Annotated in this window: 25 protein-coding genes and 1 tRNA gene; 11 read left to right on the forward strand and 15 right to left on the reverse strand. The window is 48.8% G+C overall.

From position 1 onward, the window contains the following. Window positions 1–9 precede the first annotated feature (9 nt). Window positions 10–855: a DMT family transporter gene (locus GALF_RS09675; protein WP_013293877.1), complete on the forward strand. Its 846-nt coding sequence runs from the start codon at window positions 10–12 to the stop codon at window positions 853–855. Here the strand turns inward: GALF_RS09675 and GALF_RS09680 are convergent. Further along, the gene (locus GALF_RS09680; RefSeq protein WP_013293878.1) at window positions 852–2,024 is read right to left on the reverse strand and encodes a MalY/PatB family protein; all 1,173 of its coding nucleotides are present in this window, start codon (window positions 2,022–2,024) and stop codon (window positions 852–854) included. The genes GALF_RS09675 and GALF_RS09680 overlap by 4 nt on opposite strands. A gap of 494 nt (window positions 2,025–2,518) precedes the next feature. On the opposite strand from GALF_RS09680, the gene GALF_RS09685 reads away from it, so the two are divergent. Further along, entirely contained in the window at window positions 2,519–2,872 is a 354-nt protein-coding gene (locus tag GALF_RS09685; RefSeq protein WP_013293879.1) for a helix-turn-helix domain-containing protein, read from the forward strand. Between the two features lie 28 nt (window positions 2,873–2,900). Here GALF_RS09685 and GALF_RS09690 read toward each other — a convergent pair whose 3' ends face one another. Together GALF_RS09690 and GALF_RS09695 are read right to left on the reverse strand one after the other, a co-directional pair. After that, window positions 2,901–3,221, reverse strand: coding sequence for a hypothetical protein (locus GALF_RS09690; protein ID WP_013293422.1), 321 nt, complete (start codon window positions 3,219–3,221; stop codon window positions 2,901–2,903). A 4-nt stretch (window positions 3,222–3,225) separates the two neighbouring features. After that, window positions 3,226–3,879, reverse strand: coding sequence for a tyrosine-type recombinase/integrase (locus tag GALF_RS09695; protein ID WP_013293880.1), 654 nt, complete (start codon window positions 3,877–3,879; stop codon window positions 3,226–3,228). Between the two features lie 297 nt (window positions 3,880–4,176). On the opposite strand from GALF_RS09695, the gene GALF_RS09700 reads away from it, so the two are divergent. The 5 genes from GALF_RS09700 (at window position 4,177) to GALF_RS09720 (ending at window position 6,980) form a co-directional block, all read left to right on the forward strand. Next, a complete protein-coding gene (locus GALF_RS09700; protein ID WP_013293881.1) occupies window positions 4,177–4,638 on the forward strand; it encodes a hypothetical protein in 462 nt (153 codons plus the stop codon). Between the two features lie 100 nt (window positions 4,639–4,738). Further along, window positions 4,739–5,284, forward strand: a complete 546-nt coding sequence (locus GALF_RS09705) for a hypothetical protein (protein ID WP_013293882.1) — start codon at window positions 4,739–4,741, stop codon at window positions 5,282–5,284. Window positions 5,285–5,299: 15 nt separating this feature from the next. Next, complete coding sequence (locus GALF_RS09710) at window positions 5,300–6,049, forward strand: hypothetical protein (RefSeq protein WP_013293883.1); 750 nt, start codon at window positions 5,300–5,302, stop codon at window positions 6,047–6,049. 44 nt (window positions 6,050–6,093) lie between these two features. Continuing rightward, the gene (locus GALF_RS09715) at window positions 6,094–6,351 is read left to right on the forward strand and encodes a hypothetical protein (protein WP_013293884.1); all 258 of its coding nucleotides are present in this window, start codon (window positions 6,094–6,096) and stop codon (window positions 6,349–6,351) included. Further along, complete coding sequence (locus GALF_RS09720) at window positions 6,348–6,980, forward strand: hypothetical protein (RefSeq protein WP_013293885.1); 633 nt, start codon at window positions 6,348–6,350, stop codon at window positions 6,978–6,980. Before GALF_RS09715 ends, GALF_RS09720 begins: the two co-directional genes overlap by 4 nt. Here GALF_RS09720 and GALF_RS09725 read toward each other — a convergent pair. Next, on the reverse strand, window positions 6,972–7,265 hold the full coding sequence (locus GALF_RS09725; protein WP_013293886.1) for an integration host factor subunit beta: 294 nt from the start codon (window positions 7,263–7,265) through the stop codon (window positions 6,972–6,974). The two genes, GALF_RS09720 and GALF_RS09725, sit on opposite strands and share 9 nt — an antisense overlap. A gap of 72 nt (window positions 7,266–7,337) precedes the next feature. Here GALF_RS09725 and GALF_RS09730 point away from each other — a divergent pair, with 72 nt between their 5' ends. Continuing rightward, window positions 7,338–7,577 (forward strand): hypothetical protein, encoded by a 240-nt coding sequence (locus GALF_RS09730; RefSeq protein ID WP_013293887.1) that lies wholly within the window; start codon window positions 7,338–7,340, stop codon window positions 7,575–7,577. 194 nt (window positions 7,578–7,771) lie between these two features. Here GALF_RS09730 and GALF_RS09735 read toward each other — a convergent pair whose 3' ends face one another. The 4 genes from GALF_RS09735 to GALF_RS09745 form a co-directional block, all read right to left on the reverse strand. After that, the gene (locus GALF_RS09735) at window positions 7,772–8,122 is read right to left on the reverse strand and encodes a hypothetical protein (RefSeq protein ID WP_013293888.1); all 351 of its coding nucleotides are present in this window, start codon (window positions 8,120–8,122) and stop codon (window positions 7,772–7,774) included. 155 nt (window positions 8,123–8,277) lie between these two features. Next, complete coding sequence (locus GALF_RS15730) at window positions 8,278–8,436, reverse strand: hypothetical protein (protein WP_013293889.1); 159 nt, start codon at window positions 8,434–8,436, stop codon at window positions 8,278–8,280. Next, window positions 8,433–8,816, reverse strand: coding sequence for a hypothetical protein (locus GALF_RS09740; protein WP_041938055.1), 384 nt, complete (start codon window positions 8,814–8,816; stop codon window positions 8,433–8,435). The genes GALF_RS15730 and GALF_RS09740 overlap by 4 nt, the downstream gene beginning before the upstream one ends. A 20-nt stretch (window positions 8,817–8,836) precedes the next feature. Continuing rightward, on the reverse strand, window positions 8,837–9,220 hold the full coding sequence (locus GALF_RS09745; RefSeq protein WP_013293891.1) for a hypothetical protein: 384 nt from the start codon (window positions 9,218–9,220) through the stop codon (window positions 8,837–8,839). A gap of 464 nt (window positions 9,221–9,684) precedes the next feature. Between GALF_RS09745 and GALF_RS09750 the strand changes: the two genes are divergently transcribed. The 3 genes from GALF_RS09750 (at window position 9,685) to GALF_RS09765 (ending at window position 14,976) form a co-directional block, all read left to right on the forward strand. Next, the gene (locus GALF_RS09750; protein WP_013293892.1) at window positions 9,685–11,361 is read left to right on the forward strand and encodes a DNA topoisomerase; all 1,677 of its coding nucleotides are present in this window, start codon (window positions 9,685–9,687) and stop codon (window positions 11,359–11,361) included. Between the two features lie 256 nt (window positions 11,362–11,617). Beyond that, window positions 11,618–11,902 carry a hypothetical protein gene (locus tag GALF_RS09755; protein WP_013293894.1) on the forward strand — a complete coding sequence of 95 codons (285 nt, stop codon included), beginning with the start codon at window positions 11,618–11,620 and terminating at the stop codon, window positions 11,900–11,902. Window positions 11,903–13,740: 1,838 nt separating this feature from the next. Continuing rightward, entirely contained in the window at window positions 13,741–14,976 is a 1,236-nt protein-coding gene (locus GALF_RS09765; RefSeq protein ID WP_013293895.1) for a tyrosine-type recombinase/integrase, read from the forward strand. Window positions 14,977–15,013: 37 nt separating this feature from the next. Here the strand turns inward: GALF_RS09765 and GALF_RS09770 are convergent. The 7 genes from GALF_RS09770 to rpsF all read right to left on the reverse strand — a co-directional run bounded on the left by GALF_RS09770 (window position 15,014) and on the right by rpsF (window position 23,430). Beyond that, window positions 15,014–15,090: transfer RNA gene (locus GALF_RS09770), tRNA-Val, on the reverse strand. A gap of 54 nt (window positions 15,091–15,144) precedes the next feature. Then, window positions 15,145–17,952 carry a bifunctional diguanylate cyclase/phosphodiesterase gene (locus GALF_RS09775; protein WP_013293896.1) on the reverse strand — a complete coding sequence of 936 codons (2,808 nt, stop codon included), beginning with the start codon at window positions 17,950–17,952 and terminating at the stop codon, window positions 15,145–15,147. Between the two features lie 52 nt (window positions 17,953–18,004). Beyond that, window positions 18,005–19,402 (reverse strand): replicative DNA helicase, encoded by a 1,398-nt coding sequence (gene dnaB / locus GALF_RS09780; protein WP_013293897.1) that lies wholly within the window; start codon window positions 19,400–19,402, stop codon window positions 18,005–18,007. Window positions 19,403–19,657: 255 nt separating this feature from the next. Then, complete coding sequence (locus tag GALF_RS15065; protein WP_013293898.1) at window positions 19,658–21,940, reverse strand: MASE3 domain-containing protein; 2,283 nt, start codon at window positions 21,938–21,940, stop codon at window positions 19,658–19,660. Between the two features lie 301 nt (window positions 21,941–22,241). Further along, the gene (rplI, locus tag GALF_RS09790) at window positions 22,242–22,691 is read right to left on the reverse strand and encodes a 50S ribosomal protein L9 (protein WP_013293899.1); all 450 of its coding nucleotides are present in this window, start codon (window positions 22,689–22,691) and stop codon (window positions 22,242–22,244) included. An 11-nt stretch (window positions 22,692–22,702) separates the two neighbouring features. Next, on the reverse strand, window positions 22,703–22,978 hold the full coding sequence (gene rpsR, locus GALF_RS09795; RefSeq protein WP_013293900.1) for a 30S ribosomal protein S18: 276 nt from the start codon (window positions 22,976–22,978) through the stop codon (window positions 22,703–22,705). A gap of 71 nt (window positions 22,979–23,049) precedes the next feature. Beyond that, complete coding sequence (gene rpsF / locus GALF_RS09800) at window positions 23,050–23,430, reverse strand: 30S ribosomal protein S6 (protein WP_013293901.1); 381 nt, start codon at window positions 23,428–23,430, stop codon at window positions 23,050–23,052. Between the last annotated feature and the right edge of the window lie 274 nt (window positions 23,431–23,704).

Here is a 23,704-nt window from a genome sequence, read left to right on the forward strand (position 1 = left end):
ACAGCCACCTTGACTCGCCTCCGCCTCGCTATCCTCACCACGCTGACCATGATCACCTTCGCGGGCAATTCATTGTTCTGCCGCATGGCAATGAAAGAGACCAGCATCGACGCGGCCACCTTCACCAGCGTTCGTCTGTTGTCCGGTGCGGCAATGTTGTGGATGTTGATGAGTTTGCAAAGACAGTCGCCGCTGCATCACGGCAGTTGGCGCAGTGCATCGGCTTTGTTCATCTATGCTGCCACCCTCTCCTTCGCTTACCGCAGCATAGACACCGGTGCGGGGGCGCTGATGCTGTTCGGAGCGGTGCAGGCGACCATGCTCATCGCCGGATTCATCGCGGGTGAACGTATGACGCGCATCCAGACAGCGGGCTTCGTGTCTGCGATGGTCGGCCTGGTGATCTTGGTGTCGCCCGGCGTCGAAGCGCCTTCAGTGCTGGATTCGATATTGATGTTGGTGAGCGGTATTGCCTGGGGTGTGTATTCCATGCTGGGCCGGGGACAGGCGAATCCTGCTGCGGCCACCGCCGGCAACTTCCTGCGGGCCGCGCCAATGACCGTTGCTCTCTCGCTGCTCGCGCTGCCCTGGCTGCGGCTGGATGCGCAAGGCGTGCTGTATGCCGTGCTATCCGGCGCTGTGACCTCCGCACTCGGTTATGTGCTGTGGTATCGCGTGATTCAACACATGCAGGCAATCACCGCTTCGACCGTGCAACTCTCCGCCCCTGTCATCGCCGCTATCGGCGGCATTCTGATGCTGGGTGAAGTATTCACGCGCAATTTGCTGCTCTCTTCGGTATTGACACTAGGCGGCATCCTACTGGCGTTACGAAGCGGCAAGACTGAACTCTAGCAGCGCGCACGCTCCGCGCGTGCGATGCTCTCCAGTGCCTGCGTAATAACACTGCGAGGTGAACCGATGTTCATGCGCATGAAGCCGCTGCCCTGTTCGCCGAATAACACACCCGGATTCAGACCAACACCCGCTTGCTGCACGAAGTATTCCTTGAGTTGCCTGTCGTTCAACCCCATCTCCCGGCAATCCAGCCACAACAGATAAGTACCTTCAGGTTCGATCAGTTTTATCGCTGGCAGATGCTGCTGCAAATATTCGCGAACCATATCACGCGTACCCGCCAGATAATCCAGCAGCGCATCCAGCCATGGCCCACCTTCACGATAAGCCGCCTCGAACGCTACGATACTGAAAGGATTAGCCGCGCTTACGTGGAGCGTATCAAATGCTTGCGCAATTGCAGAGCGATCTTCTTTATCCTTCACAATGAGAGCTGAAAGACCCAGACCGGGAAGGTTGAATGTTTTACTAGGAGCGACGGCAGTGATAACTTTTACCCTGTCCCGTGCCAGCTTTGCCAATGGTATATGTTGCCTGCCAGAGTAAACCAAATCGGAATGAATTTCGTCAGATACTACAGCGATATCGTGGCGTTGGCACACGTTAAGCAGTTCCTGCAACTCATTCTGCAGCCACACTCGTCCAACCGGATTGTGTGGGGAACACAGCATCAATAATTTCGAACCATCAGACGCATTGCGCTCAAGGTTGTCCCAATCGAACTGATAACGCCCCCCAACTAACTTGAGTGGATTGAGCATTAATTTGCGTTTCGTCGTTTTCGGAGCATATAAAAATGGCGTGTACACCGGCGGTTGAACAATCACGCCAGCAGATTCTGGGCAAAGTGCCATGATTGAGGCATGTAACGAAGGAACTACTCCAGGACAAAGAACTATCCATTCACGCTCCACCTGCCACGCGTAACGTGTTTTTACCCAACGGATTAGCGAGTCATAAAGTGGTTCCGGGTAGACTGTGTAGCCGAATATTGGATGTAAGGCACGTTCAACCAGAGCATGTTGCACTGCCCGAGGGACAGAAAAATCCATATCTGCCACCCAAAGTGGAAGCACATCAGATCGCCCGAATGTGCTTTGCCTCGCTTCATATTTCAGGCAAGAAGTGCCTGAACGCGAAATAATTTGATCAAAGTCATGTGTCATATGTCATTTGTGCCAAAATATAGCACTAACTCTTCAGTGATCTAGTGCAAAAACAAACAGCATAAGATGACAAAGACAAAAACAAATTTCTCCAAATCTGCCAGTCCCAAATGTCTCCAGCTGGCACACAGCTGCAGAACGGTTTCGATGATACACCGCCTAGAAGTGGGAATTGGAGGATTTTTCATCGCTCAATATTTTTCCTGCTCCGAACCAGTCATTAGAGAATGCGGGCAATGACACTAAGCCGATGCATGGCTTTGATAATACACCGACTGTAAGCAGGAATTGGAGGATTTTCACCGCTCAAGATTTTGCCTACTCCGAACTAGCCATTCCCGAACACGGGCAACCGAGAAATAACAGAACTTCAAGGCTCGATGGTAACTGGCTCGCCGGTTCGAACCAATCAATACAATCTTTGCGCCTCAGAAGGTTGGCGGCTGGTGTAACTCACAATCTTCTTGCGTGATGCGCCTACCTGCTGGTAATTTTTGGTACTGCCTTGCGTCAGCCAATCGTCAGCGAACATTGCTGAACGCCGCAAAAAACTGAACTGGACGCAGGCCGAACTTGCCGAACGCATCGGCGTAGATACGGAAACCGTTTCGCGTTTTGAACGCGGCAGCAATCTTCCCTCACTTCATCGACTTGAAAAACTGGCTGAGGCACTAAAAATCCCATTGTATAAACTGGTGGCAGCGTCTTCGCCGAGACATGACGACCAGTCGTTCATTCTTGAGGAATGGATGTCCGAACTGACGCCGAAAGATCGGGAATTCGCAATGAATACGCTGAAACAATTGTGCGCTCACCTGGCGGGAGCCGCCAAATGCAGCCCAGCCTGAACACATACCCATGACCACAAACACCAGATCAAAAGAAATATGAAAATGGCGGCTGATCGTCCATTTCATTGTAAGGTCGCTTGGTTGACCTCTCAGCACGCGTTACGGGTTTACTGAATACGAGTTCGCCATCAAAAGCCGCTATTTCCTCAAACGCCTCTGAGTAATTGTGTAACCTGAGCAATGCGATGATCCGTAAGGCCGAAACGCCTTCGATCAGCACCGCCTTGCCATTTACATCAGTCAGTTCAAATCGCCCTTTATCACCGTTATGCCGCGTCACCAGTCTGGCGCGCAGGGGAAGCAACGTATCAATCCGCCTCAGCACCTCTCTATCGTCTAGTTTCATTTTCTTAGTCCTTCCAAAAATTTTTGAATCTGTCTGATGACAGCTGGGTATATCGCACGGTGTGCTGAATATTTCTGTGCCCCAGATAATGCTGGATGGCACGGGTATCTTGACCTGCCTGCGCAAGCTTATAGCCACAGGCATGCCGCAACATGTGGGGATGAACCGTAAACGGCAATCGGGCCTCCACCCCTGCCCGACCAACAATTTTCCGAATCGCATCATCAGTAAGCGGCGCCTTGCGCTCGCTGCTAAAAAGATAAGGCAGCACCGGATAATCACGCTGCAGTCGTCGCAAGGCGCGCAATTCTGGGCCGCGTATCGGATGCACACTGGGATTTCCCTGCTTCAATCGGTTGATGTGCATCAAACCCTGCCGCAGGTCGACCTGATCCCAGCGCAGACTGACCAATTCACTGACACGCAGACCGTGACGATAGGTCAGCATGATCAACGTTGCATCGCGATGTCCATGCCGCCCCACTTTTCCGGCAGCGGAAATAAGCTGATCAACTTCATGTTCCGTCAGATATTCACGGCTGCGGTAGTCTAGGTTTTTAAGTCGCTGCGGAACCGTGCGCAAACCTGAAGTTGGCAAATTCCTCATGACGGGTGGTAAAACAGGCGATGACGAAATCGCGTTATTACGGTTATGCATTGTGATGAACTCCTCCTTAAATTAATCGCGTGAACACGACAAAAAAATCTGTTCGCATTCAGCTGTTCATTCACTCTACAGAATCACACTTTTTTCCAAAGCACTATTTTTCAATGATTAAACCTTCCGGCGGACAAAAGGATAAACGGACAAAGCGCCCTATTTCTGGCGTTCTTTGTCCGTAAATTCCGAAGAACATCAAGCGTCCAAGGCGCAGTGCGCAAATCACAAAATTGTTCTTTGGAAAATAGTCGAGATAGGCAGAATGAAATCTCCCATTACAAAAAGGAGATTCAGATGCAAAGCAAAAAAGGCGGCAAACAGTATTTCGTCCGCGACAAGGCTGTTCCCTGGTACAAAAGCAAGCAATTTTCGATTGGCATCATGCTGTTCTCCATCGCAGTCTGGTTTGCCTGCTCAATGCGGACACTTAATACGATCAATTTTGAAACCAAGCGGCTCATCCTGCGTAGCGAAGGCTGCGCCTATCTGCAAATTCATCACTTTCAAACACACCCTTACCCCATTACCAACACCTGTGTGGCAGAAGTACCTTTCAAGTACCTGCCATTTAGCGATAACGGCCTTATTTGGGCTGAGGATGAAAGCACCGTGTTTGTACATGGCAGTCAGATTGTGGCGGTTGAGGCACTGCCGGATCGCCCTTGGCCCCCTGCAAGGCGTCGCGATTTCATCTACTTTGCGCTCGGCACACTGGTGTATCTGGGCATCTTTATTTTTATGGTCGTGAATTTCTAATTCCAACAAAACATTGATTATTCAATTAATTACAAAATTGTTCTTTGGAAAATAGTCGAGATAGGCATCATTCTATTTGCATACACAAAAGGAGATAAACATGCAAAACACACCAACACCAGCAACACCCGAAACCGTAAACCCTGCCGTCCTTCAACTTGGCGGAGAACACCCTATCCCTGAATCACAAGCTGATGGGGAAGAAGACGATGAAGACACAACTGATCCAACCCCCTGGTACAAATCACAGGCCATTAGCACCCTGTCTTTATCCTTCATCTTGATGCTGTGGTTGACCAGCGGCTCTTACATTCTCGGGCAACTAGAAATGAAGCCAACAAGGGTGATTTTAAAAAGAGACGGCTGTACCTACATGCACCATCAACAGATCGCCACCCAACCATATGACGAGGCCACCGGCATGTGTGTTGCGACCACCTCGTTTCGCAGCAACCTGATCGGCAATGGCGGCATATTCAAATTGCAAGACCGCGAACTCAAGATTGCCGAGAATCAAATTGTTGCAACAGAAAAACTCGACAACCTCCCTTATAGCGATTCACAAAGACGGATGATTGTGTGGTTGTGCGTCACCTCAGCGTTGCTCTTTGCCGCGATCGCTTGGGCAATTTTTTGCTTACTGTAGAGAGGAGACCAGATCATGAATATACTTAAAACCCACACTGTCGCCACAGCGCAAGCCGACACTTATCGGGTGTACTGGAGCAACAGCAGCCACCGTGTCGGTGGTGTCCTGAAGGTTCGTGTCAGCGCACCAATCGAAGATAAGCATATTGCCGCAGAGCTGGCCGCAATGCGGCACCTGCTGGAAGTCAAAGGCGTCCTAGGCAATAAGCTGATTGGTAATGCCGGCACGCAATTGATTGTATCGCTTGGCGCCATCCGAAAATTGCACCGCTCACAATCAGACAAAGCGCATCTGGCCTGCTATGCCAAGTTTTTAACCACGCGCTTTGCGGGCTGCGCTCTTACGGTAGACAAAGACACCCGCTGGTTTACAGGCACTCAGCAGGAAGTAGTTGAAGATCTGCTGGTCAGCGGGCCGGTGCGCGAAACGTTGAATATCGCGGGCGTCGGTGAAGTCGAGATCACGCAGCATGTTCTGGCACGTTTCACCGATCGTTTTCTTGCCGCCACGTCCCCTGATAAAGCGGCGCAAGCCGCCTGGAAAAAACTCAACCAGATCGCAGCCGACGGATCGGTACGTGAGGTAGTGCGCAACAGTCTGTGGAATGCGGCCAAATATATGCGCGAAGGTCGGCAGGAAGGTCGATATTTTCTGAATGCCAAACGCAATCTGGTGCTGGTCGTCACTGACAACCCGCGCGAGGGAAAACGGCTGGTGACGACCTACCCAGCCACAAGCCAGTTTCAGGCGTTGGCGGCCTGATCACCTCAAGCCACGCCACGACATGCATATATATAGGACAGCACATGCTCATCAGCCATAAAAAAATGTGTAAGTGTATCGAAGCCGGCAGAACGGCAATCGAATCGCGCATGCTCGGGATCATCATTCGCCCCAGAGCCAGCACGGAAGCGGACGAGGCTGAAATGGCCTCGCTGCACGCCCTCTACAAGCAATACAACGCACTGATGTCGTCGGCCGAGCTGCCCGCCAGCAAGGCTGCAAAGAATAAGGCATCAGCTATCGACAAACACCCCAAGCAAAAACAAGGAGAATCCATTTGAACACTGCATTGAACACCTCACCGCAATTGCATTTTGAACACATCAGCAACACATCGAACATGCCCAGAGACGCACGCCGTGATCGTGCTGCGCAGCTTGCATGGGAAAATTTTTATTTTGTCGGCTTCCGGATTGACTCTGCGTATGGCGAGCGGTATCACCATGCGCTGATTCTGGCGGATAACCACGATGCGTTTTTGAGTGGCATCGCAGCTGAATATCTCGAACTGCTCAATTACGACTGGATTACCTCGGCACAGGACATCTCGGTGATCTTCATAGAGAACCTGATGATGCAGAATCCGGCACTGGTTGATGAAGCCCGCCCAGTGCAAGCCAAACCTAAGAGTTCATCTGCACCCCGGAGGAACAGCAATGCCTTTTCAGTAATCGGTTTTACAGACAGCAATCAGTACTGCCGCTTAGAAGTTGATTCAGACAATGCCTTGAAGGCAATCGATGAAGCCAATGCCCAAGTGAATTACGCGTGCGGTGCTCAATTCAAACCGTTGCTGATCAGTCAGCTCAATGCCGTGGCGATCGATTTCTTTAACTTGCTCAATGCGGTGGTCGAATCGGTAAAAGAACTAATGGGCGGCGCGGCAACGAATCGAGGCTATTTACACTGAGACGGCAGTGGCATCAACGCGCTCACGGAGTTCCTTACCCGTTTTGAAGTGCGGCACATATTTGGCGGGCACCATCACGTTCACACCTGACTTTGGGTTACGACCTTTGCGCGGAGGGCGGTGATTGAGCCCAAAACTGCCAAAGCCGCGTATTTCGATGCGATTTCCCCGCGCGAGTGTGCGTGACATCTCATCCAGAATGGTACGCACTGCCATATCGATATCGCTGTTGGTGAGCTGTGGAAATTTTGCAGCGAGCTGCGCGATGAGTTCTGATCGGGTCATGAAGGTTTTTTAGAGTGACTGCGCGGGCAGAAAATAGAATCTAACAAGTTTAATTATATCAGGAGGTTGAGAATGAAGGACAAATCGGACAATAAGGCAGACGGGATTGCCAGCCGGTTAGCGGAAGGCATGGGGCAGCTTCGAGCTGGATTTATGCAGACGATCACTGGACCGCGATTCATTCGTCGCAGTTTTGTTGCCTATTTTGCACCGATCATTGCGGGCTGCAGGTTGAGTAAAAAACGCAACTGGCACTATTTGCACCAGTTGCGCATCGTGTATCGCTATGCGTTTTGGCGGGGGAGGACTTGACGATCAGCCTGAGCTGCCTAATTACTCATAACGGATGCAATTCTATATGTGGTTCAGGGGATGGAAAACCAAAGGATAAATAACAGTTCTTAAAAAACGTGTTTCACGTAAAATAGAGTTGCAGGACATCCTTAAAAAATTGAAGAAAAACTAACAAATTACTATTTAGTGAGAGTTCACTTGCTTTATTTATATTAATCATTCTCAAGACTGACAACGCTAATATCGGCTATACATGACCCGACAATAAGGCTATTCTCAATACGAAATGAAGTTGGTTCATCATCTTCGTTAAGAACAGGATATTTGCGCGGCTCCCTAGCAAAGGTGTTATTAACTTTAATATTTCTTTCGCTGATAGCTATATTAATAACGTACATAGCCGTTTTAAAGAAGCCTATTCCAGCCAAAGATATTAAAAAAACAACAAAAAAATCTAGAAAACCAGAATGATTTTTGACTAAAACGATGACGGCTATAGCGGGGCACAAAACGCCAAGCAAAATGAATAAGTAACCTGCAAATAATATTAATTTTGAACGCATATAAATCTCCTTGTGGTTTAATTATACACAGCAGAGGACTTTACCAAAGAGAATAATAACCTACACCACTACTGATGATTTGCGTAATCAGTAGTGGCTAACTTCACGAATTTCTCGCCAACGAAAATTTAGATCAGTGCCAAGCACCAGAATTTTTAGTCAGAAAGATGTAGCTCAATCTCACGGCCATCCGACAGCCGTATAAACAGCCTGAAACCATATGATTTAACACGAGCGGCCAGCGGTTGCAGGCACTGCTCCCCCTTCCTCACCAGCTCCTGGATTTGCGCTTCGTCGGGCACCTTGTTTTTCATATCGAGGTAAACTCCAATATGCCGAACTGATACGCCTTATCAGCGTTTACCTGCCTCCATGCCTCAATGCAACGACTTTGAGTTTCTTCATCAGGCGGGTGTCCCCACTCAGTTTCAGGTGGATACGACGTAAAAAGCCCGAGGGCACCGCGGATATTGACGATCGCGTCCGCAACATTCTCCTTGCGCGTGATACCAATATATAGACAGATCGTCTTCGTCTCACCCTGCTCATCGGTGTACATGACATAGTGTGCAAAGCCGTCATGTCGTGGCAAGCCGTCTTTAATCATCTGTGCCGAGCCTGCCTCAATTTCCTTTCGCTCACATTCTGGTAAACCTTCAAGATATTCGTCGAATGTTGTAAAGCCGCTTTCCATGCCGGATCTCATATCGCCATTCATGCTGAGATAAACCCCATCACACCGAACTGACATACCTTGTCGGGATTTGCCCGTTTCCATTCCTCAATACAACGCTCCTGAGTTGCTTCATCGGGTTCAAGCTGCCACTCAGATTCCGGTGGATATGTCGCAAAAAGATCAAGATCATTGCGAATGTGTGCAATGGCCGCCGCCACATTATCCTTGCGAGCGATACCGATATAAAGACAGGTCGTCACCGTCTCGCCGTGTTCATTGGTATACATCACATAATGTGCAAAGCCATCACGGCGCGGCAGACCTTCTCGGATCATTCTTGCAGTACGCTCTTTGAACTCTACTTGCTGCTCAGGCGATAGCTTGGCCACATAATCAGCAATTATTTTAGAACCGTTACCCATGATAATTTATCCTTTTGTAGTTAGGGATTTCTAATCTACAGAAATGGACAACTTTCCAAAGAACAATTTTTTCATAATCAACATCACTCAGGAATGCCTAGCGTTAACTTACATCACCTGAATACAACAGCTATCGCTTGTCAGATTTAATTATGCTCTGCATAAATGACCTAGTAGAAACTTTCCGGTTTGTGGCTCTTTTACCGAATGTCCGCATTTGTATGCCCACATCTACGGGGTTTGAACTGAATTACGAACAAATCGCCAACTACTAAAAACCGGAAAGTTCCCTATCTAAAATCAGTCACAGGATAAATCCAGAACAGTGGCCTCTGCATGTTTCTCAACAATATTTTCCCTCAATTTTTCCAGAATCGCGTAATTAGATCTCCGCATAAAAATTTAGCTTTGGAAAATATTTGACTTAGGCAGAATGAACTCCTATACATAAAGGAGCTTCAAAAATGAAACAAGCCGTAAAAGTCACAACAAACCATTCCGCACGTAACACTTTTTATTTGTGCGAAAAACCTTCGCAAGCACGTACGCTGGCCAAGGTGCTTGGCGCTGAAAAAGGCCGTGACCAGATGCATTTCGCAGAAGGCGTTGTTATCGGACATGCATATGGACACATGCTGAATCTAGCAAAGCCGGAGACATATATCGGTACGGGTCCATGGTGCCTGGACAACCTGCCTATCCTGCCAAAAACTTGGCTATGGCAGGTCAAGGATGAACATCGCGAGCATTTAGACAATCTCGGGAAATACCTGAGCCAGGCCGATCTGGTTGTTCTCGCCACCGATCCTGATGAGGAAGGCGAAGTCATCGGTCGTCAGATATTACAGACCCATAATTATTCTGGAGAAGCTTTGCGACTGTGGATGTCTGCGCTGGAAACAGAGTCACTTAAAAAATCCCTGCAAAACTTGCGTCCGCTGTCAGAGACCGATCATTTTTACCAGGCTGGACGTGTGCGCCATGAAATGGACTGGCTGTTTGGTATGAATTTAAGCCGTGCATTCTCCGTCCTCCTCAAATCTAAGGCCAACATCGGTCGCGTCAAAACGCGCTTGCTTAATGAAATCGTCACCAACGACCAGCAAGCTGAAAATGTTATACAAGACGGATATGAGACGGCCTATGTGATGCTGGGTGACACCCTGCTGGAATTAATACAAGCTGATCAGCCGTGTGACCATATCGTGAATTTCAAAAAACTCGCAGGAGCGCAATGCGGAATTTATCGAAATGATAAAAGTTGCAACTACACCGATGAGATGGGAGTCCCCCTAGTGACACCCAGACCTCTCCCCTACACACTCACTGCATTGCTCGCAGACTCCGCAGACATCGGGATCCCACTGGATGAAGGTTACAAAGCGGTTCAAAAGCTTTATGAGTCCGGCGCAATCAGCTATCCCCGTACTAACTCAACAAAGCTGCCGGGCACATCGTCTGATGACTTTGCCGTACATCACGCTATCGTCGCCATGAGGGATGATTTACCCGCTGGCATGACAGAGGAAGCCACGCGCATCTTTGAGTTGATTCGTTTGAACGAGTTGTATCAAAGAAATCAGTTGATCACCATTGACCGCACACAAACGATTGAGATCGGTGGAGAATATTTCGCTTCACGTGAAGAGTGGAAGACCATTTCATTTGATTCACCCGATCGTGCTCTGCTGAAAAATCAAAACATTCTGGCCAACCAGAAAAAACTGGCCATCTACAAAACGGGCGATGAGTTTCCGGTCAAGGTTCGACTGACGCGCGAAAATTACGGGAAGCCAACGTATTTTACTGAGTCTTCACTGCTGCGGATGATGGCTGAAAAAGGGATCGGTACAGAATCCACTCGGGTCGCGGCTATTACCAATCTCATCAAAGAAAAACTCATCGATGTCACGCCGCAAACAGACCATGAAGGTGTTCCATCCACGCAGGCGCGCACCATCCGTTCGACAAAACTCGGTCGCGACTTAATCAGCAGACTGCCGGAAGTGGTAACCGGACAGGAAATGGAAGCTCAACTGCAGGAGGCTCTGAAAGATATGCGTGTCGGGCAATCAGATGAGTCTACTCACCTGAAGCACACAGGCGCGTGGCTTACAAAAACGATCCGCGAGGCAGCATAACAGGCGTAGCGCGCCAGACGTGCAAATAATCAGGGAGCCTGCCATGTTGGAAACTATTCATCTTTCCGGCATAGGCATGCTGCCTGGCACGGCGGGATTTAATACCGCGTTGCTCGTCCTGGCGAGATGACTGGGGTTCATAGCAGGCCATTTTGGATGCCCTCCCCCTATAGATCGGCAATCAGATCGAATGCTGCGGTTAAAACCGCAAACAATTATTTCAGTATTAAATTTATAAAATCAGGAGAAGTAAATCATGAGTAATTCAATCAATAAGTTGATGAGGAAGTTCAAGTACGACGACAAACGGATCGAGCATCTGCTTGAAGATTTTGACGACCTTGTGGAAGCCATTAATGATTACGATGACCAGTTTGAATTTAGTGACAAAAAGGATGAAACAGCCATGCTTTCTGGCTATCAGAACACTGCCTTCGGCATCCTGTTGTCCCTGCTTCAACTTGGGCATATCACAACGGCCGATTTTCACCATCGGATGCACGCACTCAATTTGGTGTTCTTCAAAAAAACGGGTTATTAACACTACGGCTGCAATTCTCGTGTAAAAAGATGACAATTTCTTTCCTTTAATATGGAAGTAGATTGGCCAAAGTAACCACACAGTCTGTTCGCGACAATCAATTCAATCCGATCAATCTAATCAGATGCGGTTATTCCTCGCCAGGATTCCTGACCTTTCGTCAGGATGAGAGTTATTTTTGGCCTGAGCCATGGTGTGTACGTAAGTAACTCGGGCAAGGGCGGCACAGTAAGCATTTCTGCCTTATCTGCACAACGTGACAAATGTCACCAAACCTTTTTGCCATTTCGCAATGGCCTTCCCAGAGGGTTAATTCAACAACCTTTTCAACACATGCCAGGTCACTCTTGGTGCATCTAGCTACCACCACTAGACACAGTCGCATAAAATCACGACCCCCTTTTTTCCCCAATCCCGATACCGCATCCTAACCAGCTCTGCTGGCTCCGCTAATGATATTCGAGCACAATCTGGCACTTTTGAAGTGACAGAGGGGTGCATGTGAAGCTAAAACGTGAAGCATGAAACAACTGCAATACAGCAAACTACATAGTCTTCGTGAACATCCATGTAACTTCATCCTCCAGATTTCAATACAAATTTCCCACTCTACGTCTGTTTGCCCTGATCACAGATCAGGCAGAACGACGAACAGCAATACAGCGCTGACCAACATGCCACCAACCCAACTGCTAAAAAGCCCATCGGGCTTCGTGCATGTAGGTTCTGGATGTAGTGCGCCCGCATCGAGGGTACTTATTGCTTTACTTTCTTTTGATTTATTACAGATTGAATGTCCTGCCTAGACAAAGGCAGATCAAGGGTTCGCTGGACGTTGTCCGCTACTGACTTTAGTTGTGATATCCATAAATCCCGTAGGAATTCAGGACGGATTTGTAGCGAGAAGCGACAGGAGAATTGGTGACTAACCAATGTGAAACGTCGAGATTCGTACACTTTTCCTAAATAGGGCAACAGTACGCCGTCGCAGCCAATTTGCCGTTGGCCAGTCGTACTCCACACTTAAGTGAAGGTGCGCGCATTACCTCATAAAAAACTTACGGTGTCAAATTTTCAAGGACCTGTCTCTGCTATATCACTCTTGTTTTTCATCAACGAATCCTTTTTCGCGCAATATCTCTCAATCACTCTCTGTTTAATGAAAAGTGACTTTTCAAAAAAAAATTCTCCGGAACCTACGTATCCATTTCATCGTGGAAATGCCACTAAGCAAGTGTATTGAGCGGCAACTAGTCATGAAAAACCGCTACAACATACATAGAGCGGGCGATAAAAGATTGCAGGCATCTCTCTATTTTCAAGAACGATGAAAAAAACGCACTACTCAGCTCAATCTTTATATAGATGATTGATATGCTCGTTAAAAATCGAACGGTCGGGAGTTTTATGGCGAGATTAAATTGCTTTAATACTGAAAATTACACGAAATAGAAATTTCCTAATATCTCAGGGGGTGAGTAGTCACTAAAACAGATGCTTTTCGACACTGGCAAGTGTATTTTTCAATGCAAAATACGCTATCTAATACCTTTACCAACTTAAACCTCGGTCAAGTCAATAGCATTTTTATCATAAGAAAAAATCGTGAATCCAAGCCAAATCGCATTTCAACCCAGAGTGATCCGAGCAAGCGATGCTCCGGTCTATCTCGGTATGGATCGAAATCGGTTTAATAAAGAAGTCAAACCACATCTGGTGTCCGTTCCAATTGGCACGCAAGGTGTGGCTTACGATCGATTTGACTTGGATGCGTGGTGGGAGGATTATAAGCGCCGTAACGGAAGGCTCGGCGCTCTTTATAAACAAGGAGAAGAGCAATGGGAAGAACAGCTGCAACAGGACTTAGAAGACGTCCCAACCAGACGGGTGGTATCTGGCACATCGACAAAGTTGTCAACGGCCGCACAATTCACGAAAGCTGTGGAACGAGTGACCAAGACGAAGCGGAAAGGTACTTAGCTCGACGTTTGGAAGAAATTCGCCAGGCATCGGTCTATGGTGTACGACCTGATCGTATTTTTAGGGTCGCTGCAACCAAGTACCTATCTGACAACCAGCACAAGGCATCTGTTGTAACGGATGCTTACATGCTTCAGTCGCTTGACCCTTTCATCGGGGAAATGCAACTAAGCAAGTTACACGATGGCACGCTACAGGCATATATCACCGCAAGACGTAAGGCTGGTATCAAGTCGAAGAGTATTAACAACGCCTTGAGTGTCGTTCGTCGGATTTTGAGTTTGAGTGCACGTAAATGGCGTGACGAGCATGGATTGACTTGGCTAGAAACACCGCCATTGTTATCCATGCTTCCAACTCACGATGCGCGTAAACCTTATCCAATTTCTTGGGAAGAGCAAACCGTATTCATGCAAGAACTGCCTGATCATCTTGCCAGAATGGCTTTGTTCAAGGTAAATACTGGTACACGTGAGCAAGAAGTTTGCCATTTGAGATGGGATTGGGAAATTGACGTACCGGAGCTAGGTACGAGTGTTTTCCTGATCCCAGAAGATTTTGGTGGTCGCACAGCGTATTCTGGTGTGAAAAATGGTGAGGACAGATTGGTCGTATTAAATGACGTAGCACGATCAGTGGTGGATAGTTGCCGTGGAATACATCCAGAATTAGTTTTTACGTATGAAGGTAATCAGACTGGTCGAATGAACAACTCCGCTTGGGACAAAGCTAGACTCAGAACCGCGATGAACATGTACATGGCTTCTGGAAAGACTATTCCTGTGGATTTGTTGCGCGAAGGTCAGCGTGGGATTCTTATGACGGATGAGTTGAAGAAGTTCTTGGAATCCGCAATGCCAGGACTTGCAAATGTCAGAGTACACGACTTGAAGCACACGTTTGGCAGACGACTCAGAGCAGCAGGCGTTCCACTGGAAACACGGAAGGTTTTGCTAGGACACAAGAATGGTGACATTACATCGCACTATTCCGCACCAGAAATCGAAGAGTTACTGGATGGAGTTAATCGTGTGTGCCGAAGCAAGTCCGGCAAAAGTCCGGCAATCACTTTACTGAAAAGAAAAATCGCCTAACGGGTAAGCGCTAAGCGATTGATTTAATACAGTAATTTGGTAGGAACGAGCAGACTCGAACTGCTGACCCCTTGGATGTCGACCAAGTGCTCTAACCAACTGAGCTACGCTCCTTTTGAAGAGGGCGCATTGTATCTGAAACATGTCACAGGTTCAAATACTATCGCATCAATCGGGTAAAAAATACTTTACAACCTCACTAGCCGGGATTGGGCGACTGAACAAATAGCCCTGATATTCCTCGCAATTGAGCATACGAATGAAATCCAACTGCTCCTGAGTTTCAACCCCTTCTGCTGTCACCTTCAGATTCAGAGCGTGTGCCAGTACTGCAGTCGCACTGACTATGCTGGCATCATTTGGATCGGTGACAATGTCACGCACAAAGGACTGGTCAATTTTAAGACTATCCAGCGGGAGATTTTTCAGCCGGCTCAAAGAAGAATAACCCGTACCAAAATCATCCAACGCCAACCTAACACCGTCATCGCGCAATTGTTCGAGTATCTGAAGACCTGATTCACCGGTACTCATCAACATACTTTCGGTGATTTCCAGTACCAAGTAGTGCGCATCGAGCCCCGCCTCACGCAAAATCGTCACAACCCGGGCAGCAAAATTATCCTGCTTGAGCTGACGCGCGGACAGGTTAACCGCGATCGGCACAATGTCATAGCCCTGCGCCTGCCACAATCGCGCCTGCAAACAACTCTGGCGCAACACCCAGTCACCGATTTCATTGATTAACCCCGTCTCCTCGGCGATAGGAATAAACACGGCTGGCGAAATAAACCCTAATTCGGGATGCTGCCAACGCAACAAGGCCTCCATACCGGTCATTTTTCCGCTCAGCACGCTGACCTTGGGCTGGTAATACACTGACAGTTGTTGCTGAACAATGGCCACGCGCAGAAAGGTTTCAAGCTTCAACCGTTCGAGCGCCTTGCGATTCATATCCGGAGAGTAAAACTTGAAATTATTACGGCCATCATCTTTAGCCTGATACATTGCAAGATCCGCATTGCGTAACAACTCGACCGACGTCTCGCCGTCATCCGGATAAATACAAATGCCGATACTGGGCGTAATCGACAATTGATACTCACCCAACGTGAACTTTTCGGTCAGCGACTCGATCATCTTCTCGGCGACAAAGATCACTTCCTCCGACGAATCAAGCTCACTCAGGAGCGCGACAAACTCATCCCCCCCTAGTCTGGCGATCGTATCACTGCGCCGCAGACAAGTTTTTAGCCTTGCGGCAACCAGTTTAAGTAGCGCATCACCGATATCATGCCCTAACGAATCATTGATATTTTTGAAGTAATCCAGATCGATAAACAGCACAGCAACCTTGAAATTATTACGCTGTGCTGACGAAAAAGCCTGTTCGATGCGATCGCTTAGCAAATAACGATTAGGCAAGCCCGTCAAGACATCGTAATTTGCCAGATAGTTGATGCGCTCCTCTTCTTTCTTACGCTCGGTAATATCGAGGAAAACAGCCACATAATGACTGATCTGCGATGTCTCGTCACGCAGCGCGCTAATCGTCACCCACTCAGGGAAAATTTCACCATTTTTGCGTTTATTCCAGATTTCACCGCGCCATAAATCGTTTGCACGGAGCGCATGCCAAAACGCCTCATAAAACTCCGGACCATGCCTCCCTGAGGAGAGCAGCTTCGGACGCTGCCCTAACACTTCATCCGCCCCGTAGCCGGTAATCTGGGTAAATGCCTGATTTACCATGACAATATTTTGTTCGGCATCGGTAATCATGATCGCTTCAGTGTTGCTTTCAAACACCTTGGCGGACAGTCTCAAGCCCTGTTCCGCTTCCTTGCGCTGTTTGATTTCATGAGTCAGATTGACCACCATGTCGTGAATTGCCGTCGACAGATGGGCGACCTCACCCTCGCCCAAGCGGGCGGGCAATTCATATTCAAGATCCCCCCCAGCCACCTTGTCGGCAGCTTGACTGATCAGTGAAATCGGCCGCGCAATACGGCCGGCCATCAACCAGCCCAACCAGGCGAACAGTAGCCCCAAGGCAGCACCGACAAGCCAGATATGCTGCTGCAACTGACGTGCCGGCGCGAATGCCGTGTTGACATCCTGCCGCACCAGACTAGCCCACCCCAAGCCCTGATACTCCCGATAACCTGATGACTTTGAAAAACCAACCAGATAAGTTTTTCCATCATTCCATTTCACCAGTTGAGAACCCCCACTCTGGTTTGTACTGATGGCCTGCATTGCAGCGGGAGACAGATCAGCGAGTTTACTCTGCGGTTTGGCGGGACCTGACAGCACCGTTCCATCGCTGCTAATCAGAAAAATGTCCTTGCCCGGCGTCTTCTTGCTGTCGAGCACTTCCTCGGCCCAGCGCCAGAAAATATGCCCGCACAACACTCCCTGCAATACGCCTTGCCTATCCAAAACGGGGGCGGCCACATCGACCAGATAGAACATTTCGCCACTGGGATTGGGCAACAGTTTAGAGAGCAGCAGCGCATCATGCACATCGCCAATGTAAGTTTTATCGCGCCCCTTGCTGCACCAGGGACGTTTACTCAAATCCTTGCCTTCCAGATAGCGCCCGGTACCCACCAGCCCCACCCCGTCAGGATCGCAAATACCTATCCACGCATAGGCGTTAAAGGTTGCCTGAAGCCGGGTCAGAATTTCCCGTTTGTGCTCAATCGGTGCCAAGGGGTCGCGAATTTCATTGAGAATCGCCGCATTCTGAATTTCGCGGCTTCGCTCGAACATGCCGCGATCGAGCACATCCAGCGCATTTTTGGCACGCAGCTCAAAGGCATTGCCTTCGCTTTCTTCAATCTGCCTTTTGCTGACATCCGCAGCATAAAAACCGATCGCAGCTGACAGCAACAGCACCATGACCGCCGACGCCAGACTAATTTGCGCTCGCAGGCTGTAGCCGGGATGAAGTTTCTTTAAGAATTTGTTCATACTCGCATTAATCCAACCAAAAAAATTTATAGAGGGCAACGATCAATTTGCGCTACTCCGACGACCCCCTGTAGCCGCCCGAAGCTAAATTGTCAAAACGCGTAAATTCCCCACGGAAGGCCAGCGCGACCGTGCCGATCGGGCCGTTACGCTGCTTGCCGATGATAATTTCAGCAATTCCCTTATCATCCGTTTCCTTGTTGTAGACTTCGTCGCGGTAAATAAACAGGATCAAATCGGCATCCTGCTCGATCGCGCCGGATTCGCGCAAGTCGGACATGACCGGCCGCTTGTTGGGACGCTGTTCGAGAGAACGGTTGAGCTGCGAGAGCGCCATCACCGGGCATTGCAACTCTTTGGCCAATCCCTTCAGACCTCGCGAGATTTCTGAAATTTCCGTCGCACGATTTTCGCTCGCCTTGCCCGCATTCGAACTCATCAGCTGCAGGTAATCGACAACGATCAGGCCAAGCTGACCATACTGGCGATGCAGCCGGCGAGCTCTGGCACGCAGATCCAGCGAGGACAAGGCCGCCGTCTCATCAATAAACAAAGGCGCATCGTTAAGCTTACCCAGCGCATGCGTCAAACGCCCCCAATCGTCATCTTGCAGCTTACCGGAACGCAAATCCTGCTGATTGAGCTTACCGACAGAACCTAGCATACGCATCGCCAGTTGCTCGGCGCCCATTTCCATACTGAAAATCGCCACCGGCAACTTACTGTCCAGCGCAATATTTTCTGCAACATTAATCGAAAAGGCCGTTTTACCCATACTCGGACGTCCTGCCACAATCACAAGATCACCGGGTTGCAGACCGGAAGTCATTTTATCCAGATCGGCAAAACCGGTTGAAGTCCCCGTCACTTCACTGGCATTGTCGCGCCCGTACAGCGTCTCAATGCGCTCGACGACCTTAACCAGCAAAGGCGGCATGCCGATAAATCCGGACTTACCCTTGGCACCGGATTCAGCGATCTCGAACACCTTAGCCTCGGCCTCGTCGAGCAATTGCCCGGCATCGCGCCCCGTCGGGTTATAGGCGCTGGCAGCAATATCGGAGCCGACCTCGGCCAGGCGACGCATGACGGAGCGCTCCCGCACAATCTCGCCGTAACGGCGAATATTGGCAGCAGAAGGAACGTTCTGTACCAGACTGCCAAGATAGGAAAGCCCACCGGCCTTATCCAGTTCATCGCTGTTTTCCAGCGCTTCGGCGACGGTAATCACATCGACGGGCTTGGCCTGTTCACTCATGCGCACGATGTGCCGGTAAATCAGCCGGTGCTCGCGACGATAAAAATCATCCTCACCAAGGATATCCGTAATCTTATCCAGCGCGGAAGACTCGAGCATCAGTCCGCCCAACACCGACTGCTCGGCTTCGACCGAGTGAGGCGGCAGCTTGATCTGATCGACTTGCGCGTCTGAATTTGAAAATGTTTGCATGACTTGAATTATTGCGAATAAACGAGCGCCATTTTACCCTGCTGCGCGGAAAATTCAGAAATTAAAAAGGAACGCCTCCCTGTTGAGAACAGGAGAACTCGCGCTGCGGAATACTGCGACGCCCCCCACTTTTTGCAGAACTGAATACCATTTATTGCCGCGCTCATTGACAGCAAGCCGGGATCTTGTTTTGACTAAACGCCCGCTCAAGCAATTCAGCAGGTTCGTCGTCAAAAGGTGGCGAACAGGATTTTTTCATTTCTTAAAACCTGGCAATGACGTATCAACGGCGTGATTGACAGGTAACTTCACATAGAAGCGGCACCCCTGCCCCTCCCCGTCAGATTCCACCCAGATTTCACCGTGATGGTGCTCAACAATTTTTCGGCACAGCGCCAAGCCGATGCCGGTTCCCTCATAGTCATCCCGCGTCTGCAAACGCTGAAATACTTTAAACAAACGATTGATTTGCACAGGATTGATTCCGACCCCGTTATCCTCAATACATAAACTCCACTCGCCAGAATCGATTTTACTCGTCACCGAAATTTTTACCGGCCGACCGGCAACGCGATATTTAACCGCATTGCCAATCAGATTCTGAAATAAGCGTACCAATTCATCCCTGCTAGCAAAAAGTTCAGGCCACACTCCCGCGATACTCACGTCCGCCTGCGCATCGAGAATATCCGGCTGCAAATATTTCATGGCCTCATCAAGCGCCCCCCGACAATCCACCGGGATAAACGGATCTGCCGATCTACCGATCCGTGAATAATCAAGCAAGGCTTCGAGCATGCGGTCAATTCGTTTAGCGCCATCAACCGCGTAGTTGAAATAACTGCGCTTTTCATCGTCGAGCGTCTCCCCCAACTCCAATTCAAGCAATTGCAGATAGCTGGCTACCATCCGCAAGGGTTGACGCATGTCGTGAGACACCGCATAACTGAATTGCTCCAATTCCGCATTAGTGCGCTTCATTCTCTCTTCTGCATATTTACGTTCGGAAATATCGCGAGACGCATTCCACAGCACCGGCACTCCGCCATAACTAATGGCCTTAGCACTGATCTCAACGTCGATGATGGCACCATTTTTCCGACGATGCTTAGTCTCGAAGAGATTGCTTTGCGTAAAATTCTCTTTCAACTTCTCAGCGAGCGCTTGAAGGGAGAAATTCGCGTCCCACTGCGCCACGTTCATTTTCAACAGCTCTTCCCGAGTGTAGCCCAGCATATGGCAAAACATGTCGTTGACTTCTACGACATTACCTCCGGCATCAAGCAGATGTATCCCATCACCGGCAGTTTGCAACAGCAGCTCAAATTTCTCCTTGTCTTTCGCAACGGACAGCACCTCCTGCAAACGCTGTTCATCGGATATGTCCTGTAACGTTCCCGAAACACGAATCACCAGTCCTGTGTCATCCCGCACCGCGGCACCGCGCAACTGCGCAAAACGATGAGGCTCACTATGTGTGATACTAATTTTCAACTCAAAGGGGTCCCCGCCTTGCTGCAAACGCCGCATGGCCGCGTCGACAGCCTGCTGATCTTGAACCTGCATACGGGCGAATACCTCGTTCAGCGAGTAGGCGCGCTTATCGGGAAAATCGAAAAACTGCAAAGCCTCCTTTGACAGCAGACACTCATTTGTCGATGGATTCCACTCCCATCGCCCTAGGCGAGCTAACTGCTGCGCTTGCAATAACGCTTCTTCGTTATCTTTGAGCTTGCGAAATAATAGATTGATCGGATCGGTCAGCCCCGTCACGACGACGGCCTTATAAATAAAATAAAATGCGACAATTTTAAGCAGGTGCCCGACCTGATTCATCGCGTCGTTCATCCCCACTGATTTGTATTGTGTAAAACACATCTCCATGAGGATGGTGACGGCAATCGACCAGACAACCAATCTCAACACTCGCTCATCAAAAAACTGCTTCCTTTGAATAAGCATAACCAGACTCAGCAACAGCGTGCCGGAAATCAGGTACTCCATGATTTTTTTAAAGGGCGTCAAACCCTGCCCGGGCACAAAGCATTCGGGGAAAATTTTAAAGTAGACAATCGAAGAGACTAACAGCGTTGTGGCTATTAAGAACACGATCATAAGAAAATTTCGGCTCAGTTTTTTTCCGTTGCTCAAGAAATAAAGACCAATCACCATACTGATTGACTCCATCGCTCTGGCCGCGATCCAAAATTGAGGCGCGTAATAGTCGTAATCTTTAAAAACCCCCATCCCCTTATAAGATAGGGCATGCAGGATATCGACAAAACCGATAAATAAATACGCGACCCCAATAAATAAGAGGTATTGATTTTGTATGGATTGCCAGCAATTGATGGCGATAATAAATATCGTAATTGCGATAATTACGCTAAAGAGTTCAGATAAATTATGGAACAGCAGATAGTTATAGTAGGTGGTGAAGTGGACGCCTAACAGGACAAAAAACCCGATAATCACCTCACCGCGGCTGAAGTCATGCCTGTCAAAGGCAAGTGAGAAGGGTTTGCTGCTGTGTATCATTTTCGCTCCGGACTAGGAAATGAGTGCCACGTCAGCATTCACCTGCGGATTGTAGGTCAAATCCCACACCTTGTGTATCTTGGATTAACTATGACGCGCCATTGAACCCCCTTCATTTCGTCAACTCTGCACCTGCCGGGCACCGGATATAACTGGCGCGCAATCAAAAGGACAGCCAAATTTAAGACAAAAAAAATCCCCGAATTTCTTCGGGGACTTATTTTGCATTACAGTTTACTCAACGCCTCTGCGAGGTGATTACTCACTGCGCAGATTCATCTGCCAGCTGCAAAGCAACTGCTTAGTGCTCGCCTAAAACAGAAACAGTGATTTCCACGGTAACATCGGTGTGCAACTGAATGCTCACGGTGTAATCGCCAACTGACTTCAGATGACCATCAGCTGTACGAACCTGCGCTTTGTCGACTTCGAAACCTGATGCAACCAGCGCTTGCGCGATGTCAGCATTGGTCACAGAACCGAACAAACGACCATCAACACCGGCCTTTTGCGAGATTTGTACCGTTGCGCCTGCCAGCTTTTCGCCGCGTGCTTGCGCATCAGCCAGCTTAGCCTTATCAGCCGCAATGATTTCAGCGCGACGCACTTCAAATTCAGCCATATTAGCTGTCGTTGCGCGCTTTGCCTTACCTTGTGGGATCAAGAAGTTACGAGCGTAACCGTTCTTGACATTAACAACATCACCCAAAGAACCCAGGTTAATGACTTTTTCCATCAAAATTATTTGCATGTCCGATACTCCTAGTGCAAATCAGTATAGGGCAGCAAAGCCAGGAAACGCGCGCGCTTCACTGCAGTGCTCAATTGACGCTGGTAGCGTGTCTTGGTACCGGTGATACGTGCTGGAATCAGCTTGCCATTTTCAGAAATGAATTCCTTCAGGATATTCACATCTTTGTAATCTACTTCTGCGATCTTCTCAACTGTGAAGCGGCAGAATTTGCGACGCTTGAACAGATTGTTGCGTGAAAAACGCTTCTTTTTGTCATCAGTACTTTTGCTAGATGGACGAGCCATGATGTTCCCTTTTACCAAATGTTGATAAACCCAACCGGTGCGCAAGCGCGAACCCGGTTAAGCGACCAGATTTAAGCTTCTACGCTTTCTTCTTTAGCCTGAACAACCTCTTCACTCAGCACTGAACGGGATTTTTCTTCCTTCATCATTGCCGATGGAACGGTAACAGCAGCCTTGGTCTTAACGGTCAGATGACGCAGAACGGCATCATTGAAGCGGAACGCGTGTTCCAGTTCATCCAAAATTTCCTGATTGCATTCGATATTCATCAGCACGTAATGTGCTTTGTGAATTTTTTGAATTGCGTACGCCAATTGACGGCGGCCCCAATCTTCCAGACGGTGAATCTGACCGCCCTTTGCTGTTACTAATGTGCGATAACGCTCGATCATTGCAGGCACTTGCTCGCTTTGATCAGGATGCACGATAAACACGATTTCGTAATGTCGCATTACATCTCCTTGTGGTTATAAACGCCCCCCGCCATGCGAGACGGTGGAGCAAGGCTGCAAAACCGACTATCGGTCTTGCAGGGGCGCGGATTATAACGGAATATAAGAAATGGTCAATTGATAATTGACCATAGATAATTTTCAACTTTTCATTGCTCTGGGAGGCCGAGTTTCTTTGTAAGCCACTCTGACGTGGTCTCCTTATCATCAGAATCGCGACAACAGCGACAGGGGCGATAATCTGCGCGTCTCGCGAACGCTTCCATCTTATGAC

The sequence above is a fragment of the Gallionella capsiferriformans ES-2 genome (assembly GCF_000145255.1).
GTDB classification, from domain to species: Bacteria; Pseudomonadota; Gammaproteobacteria; order Burkholderiales; family Gallionellaceae; genus Gallionella; species Gallionella capsiferriformans.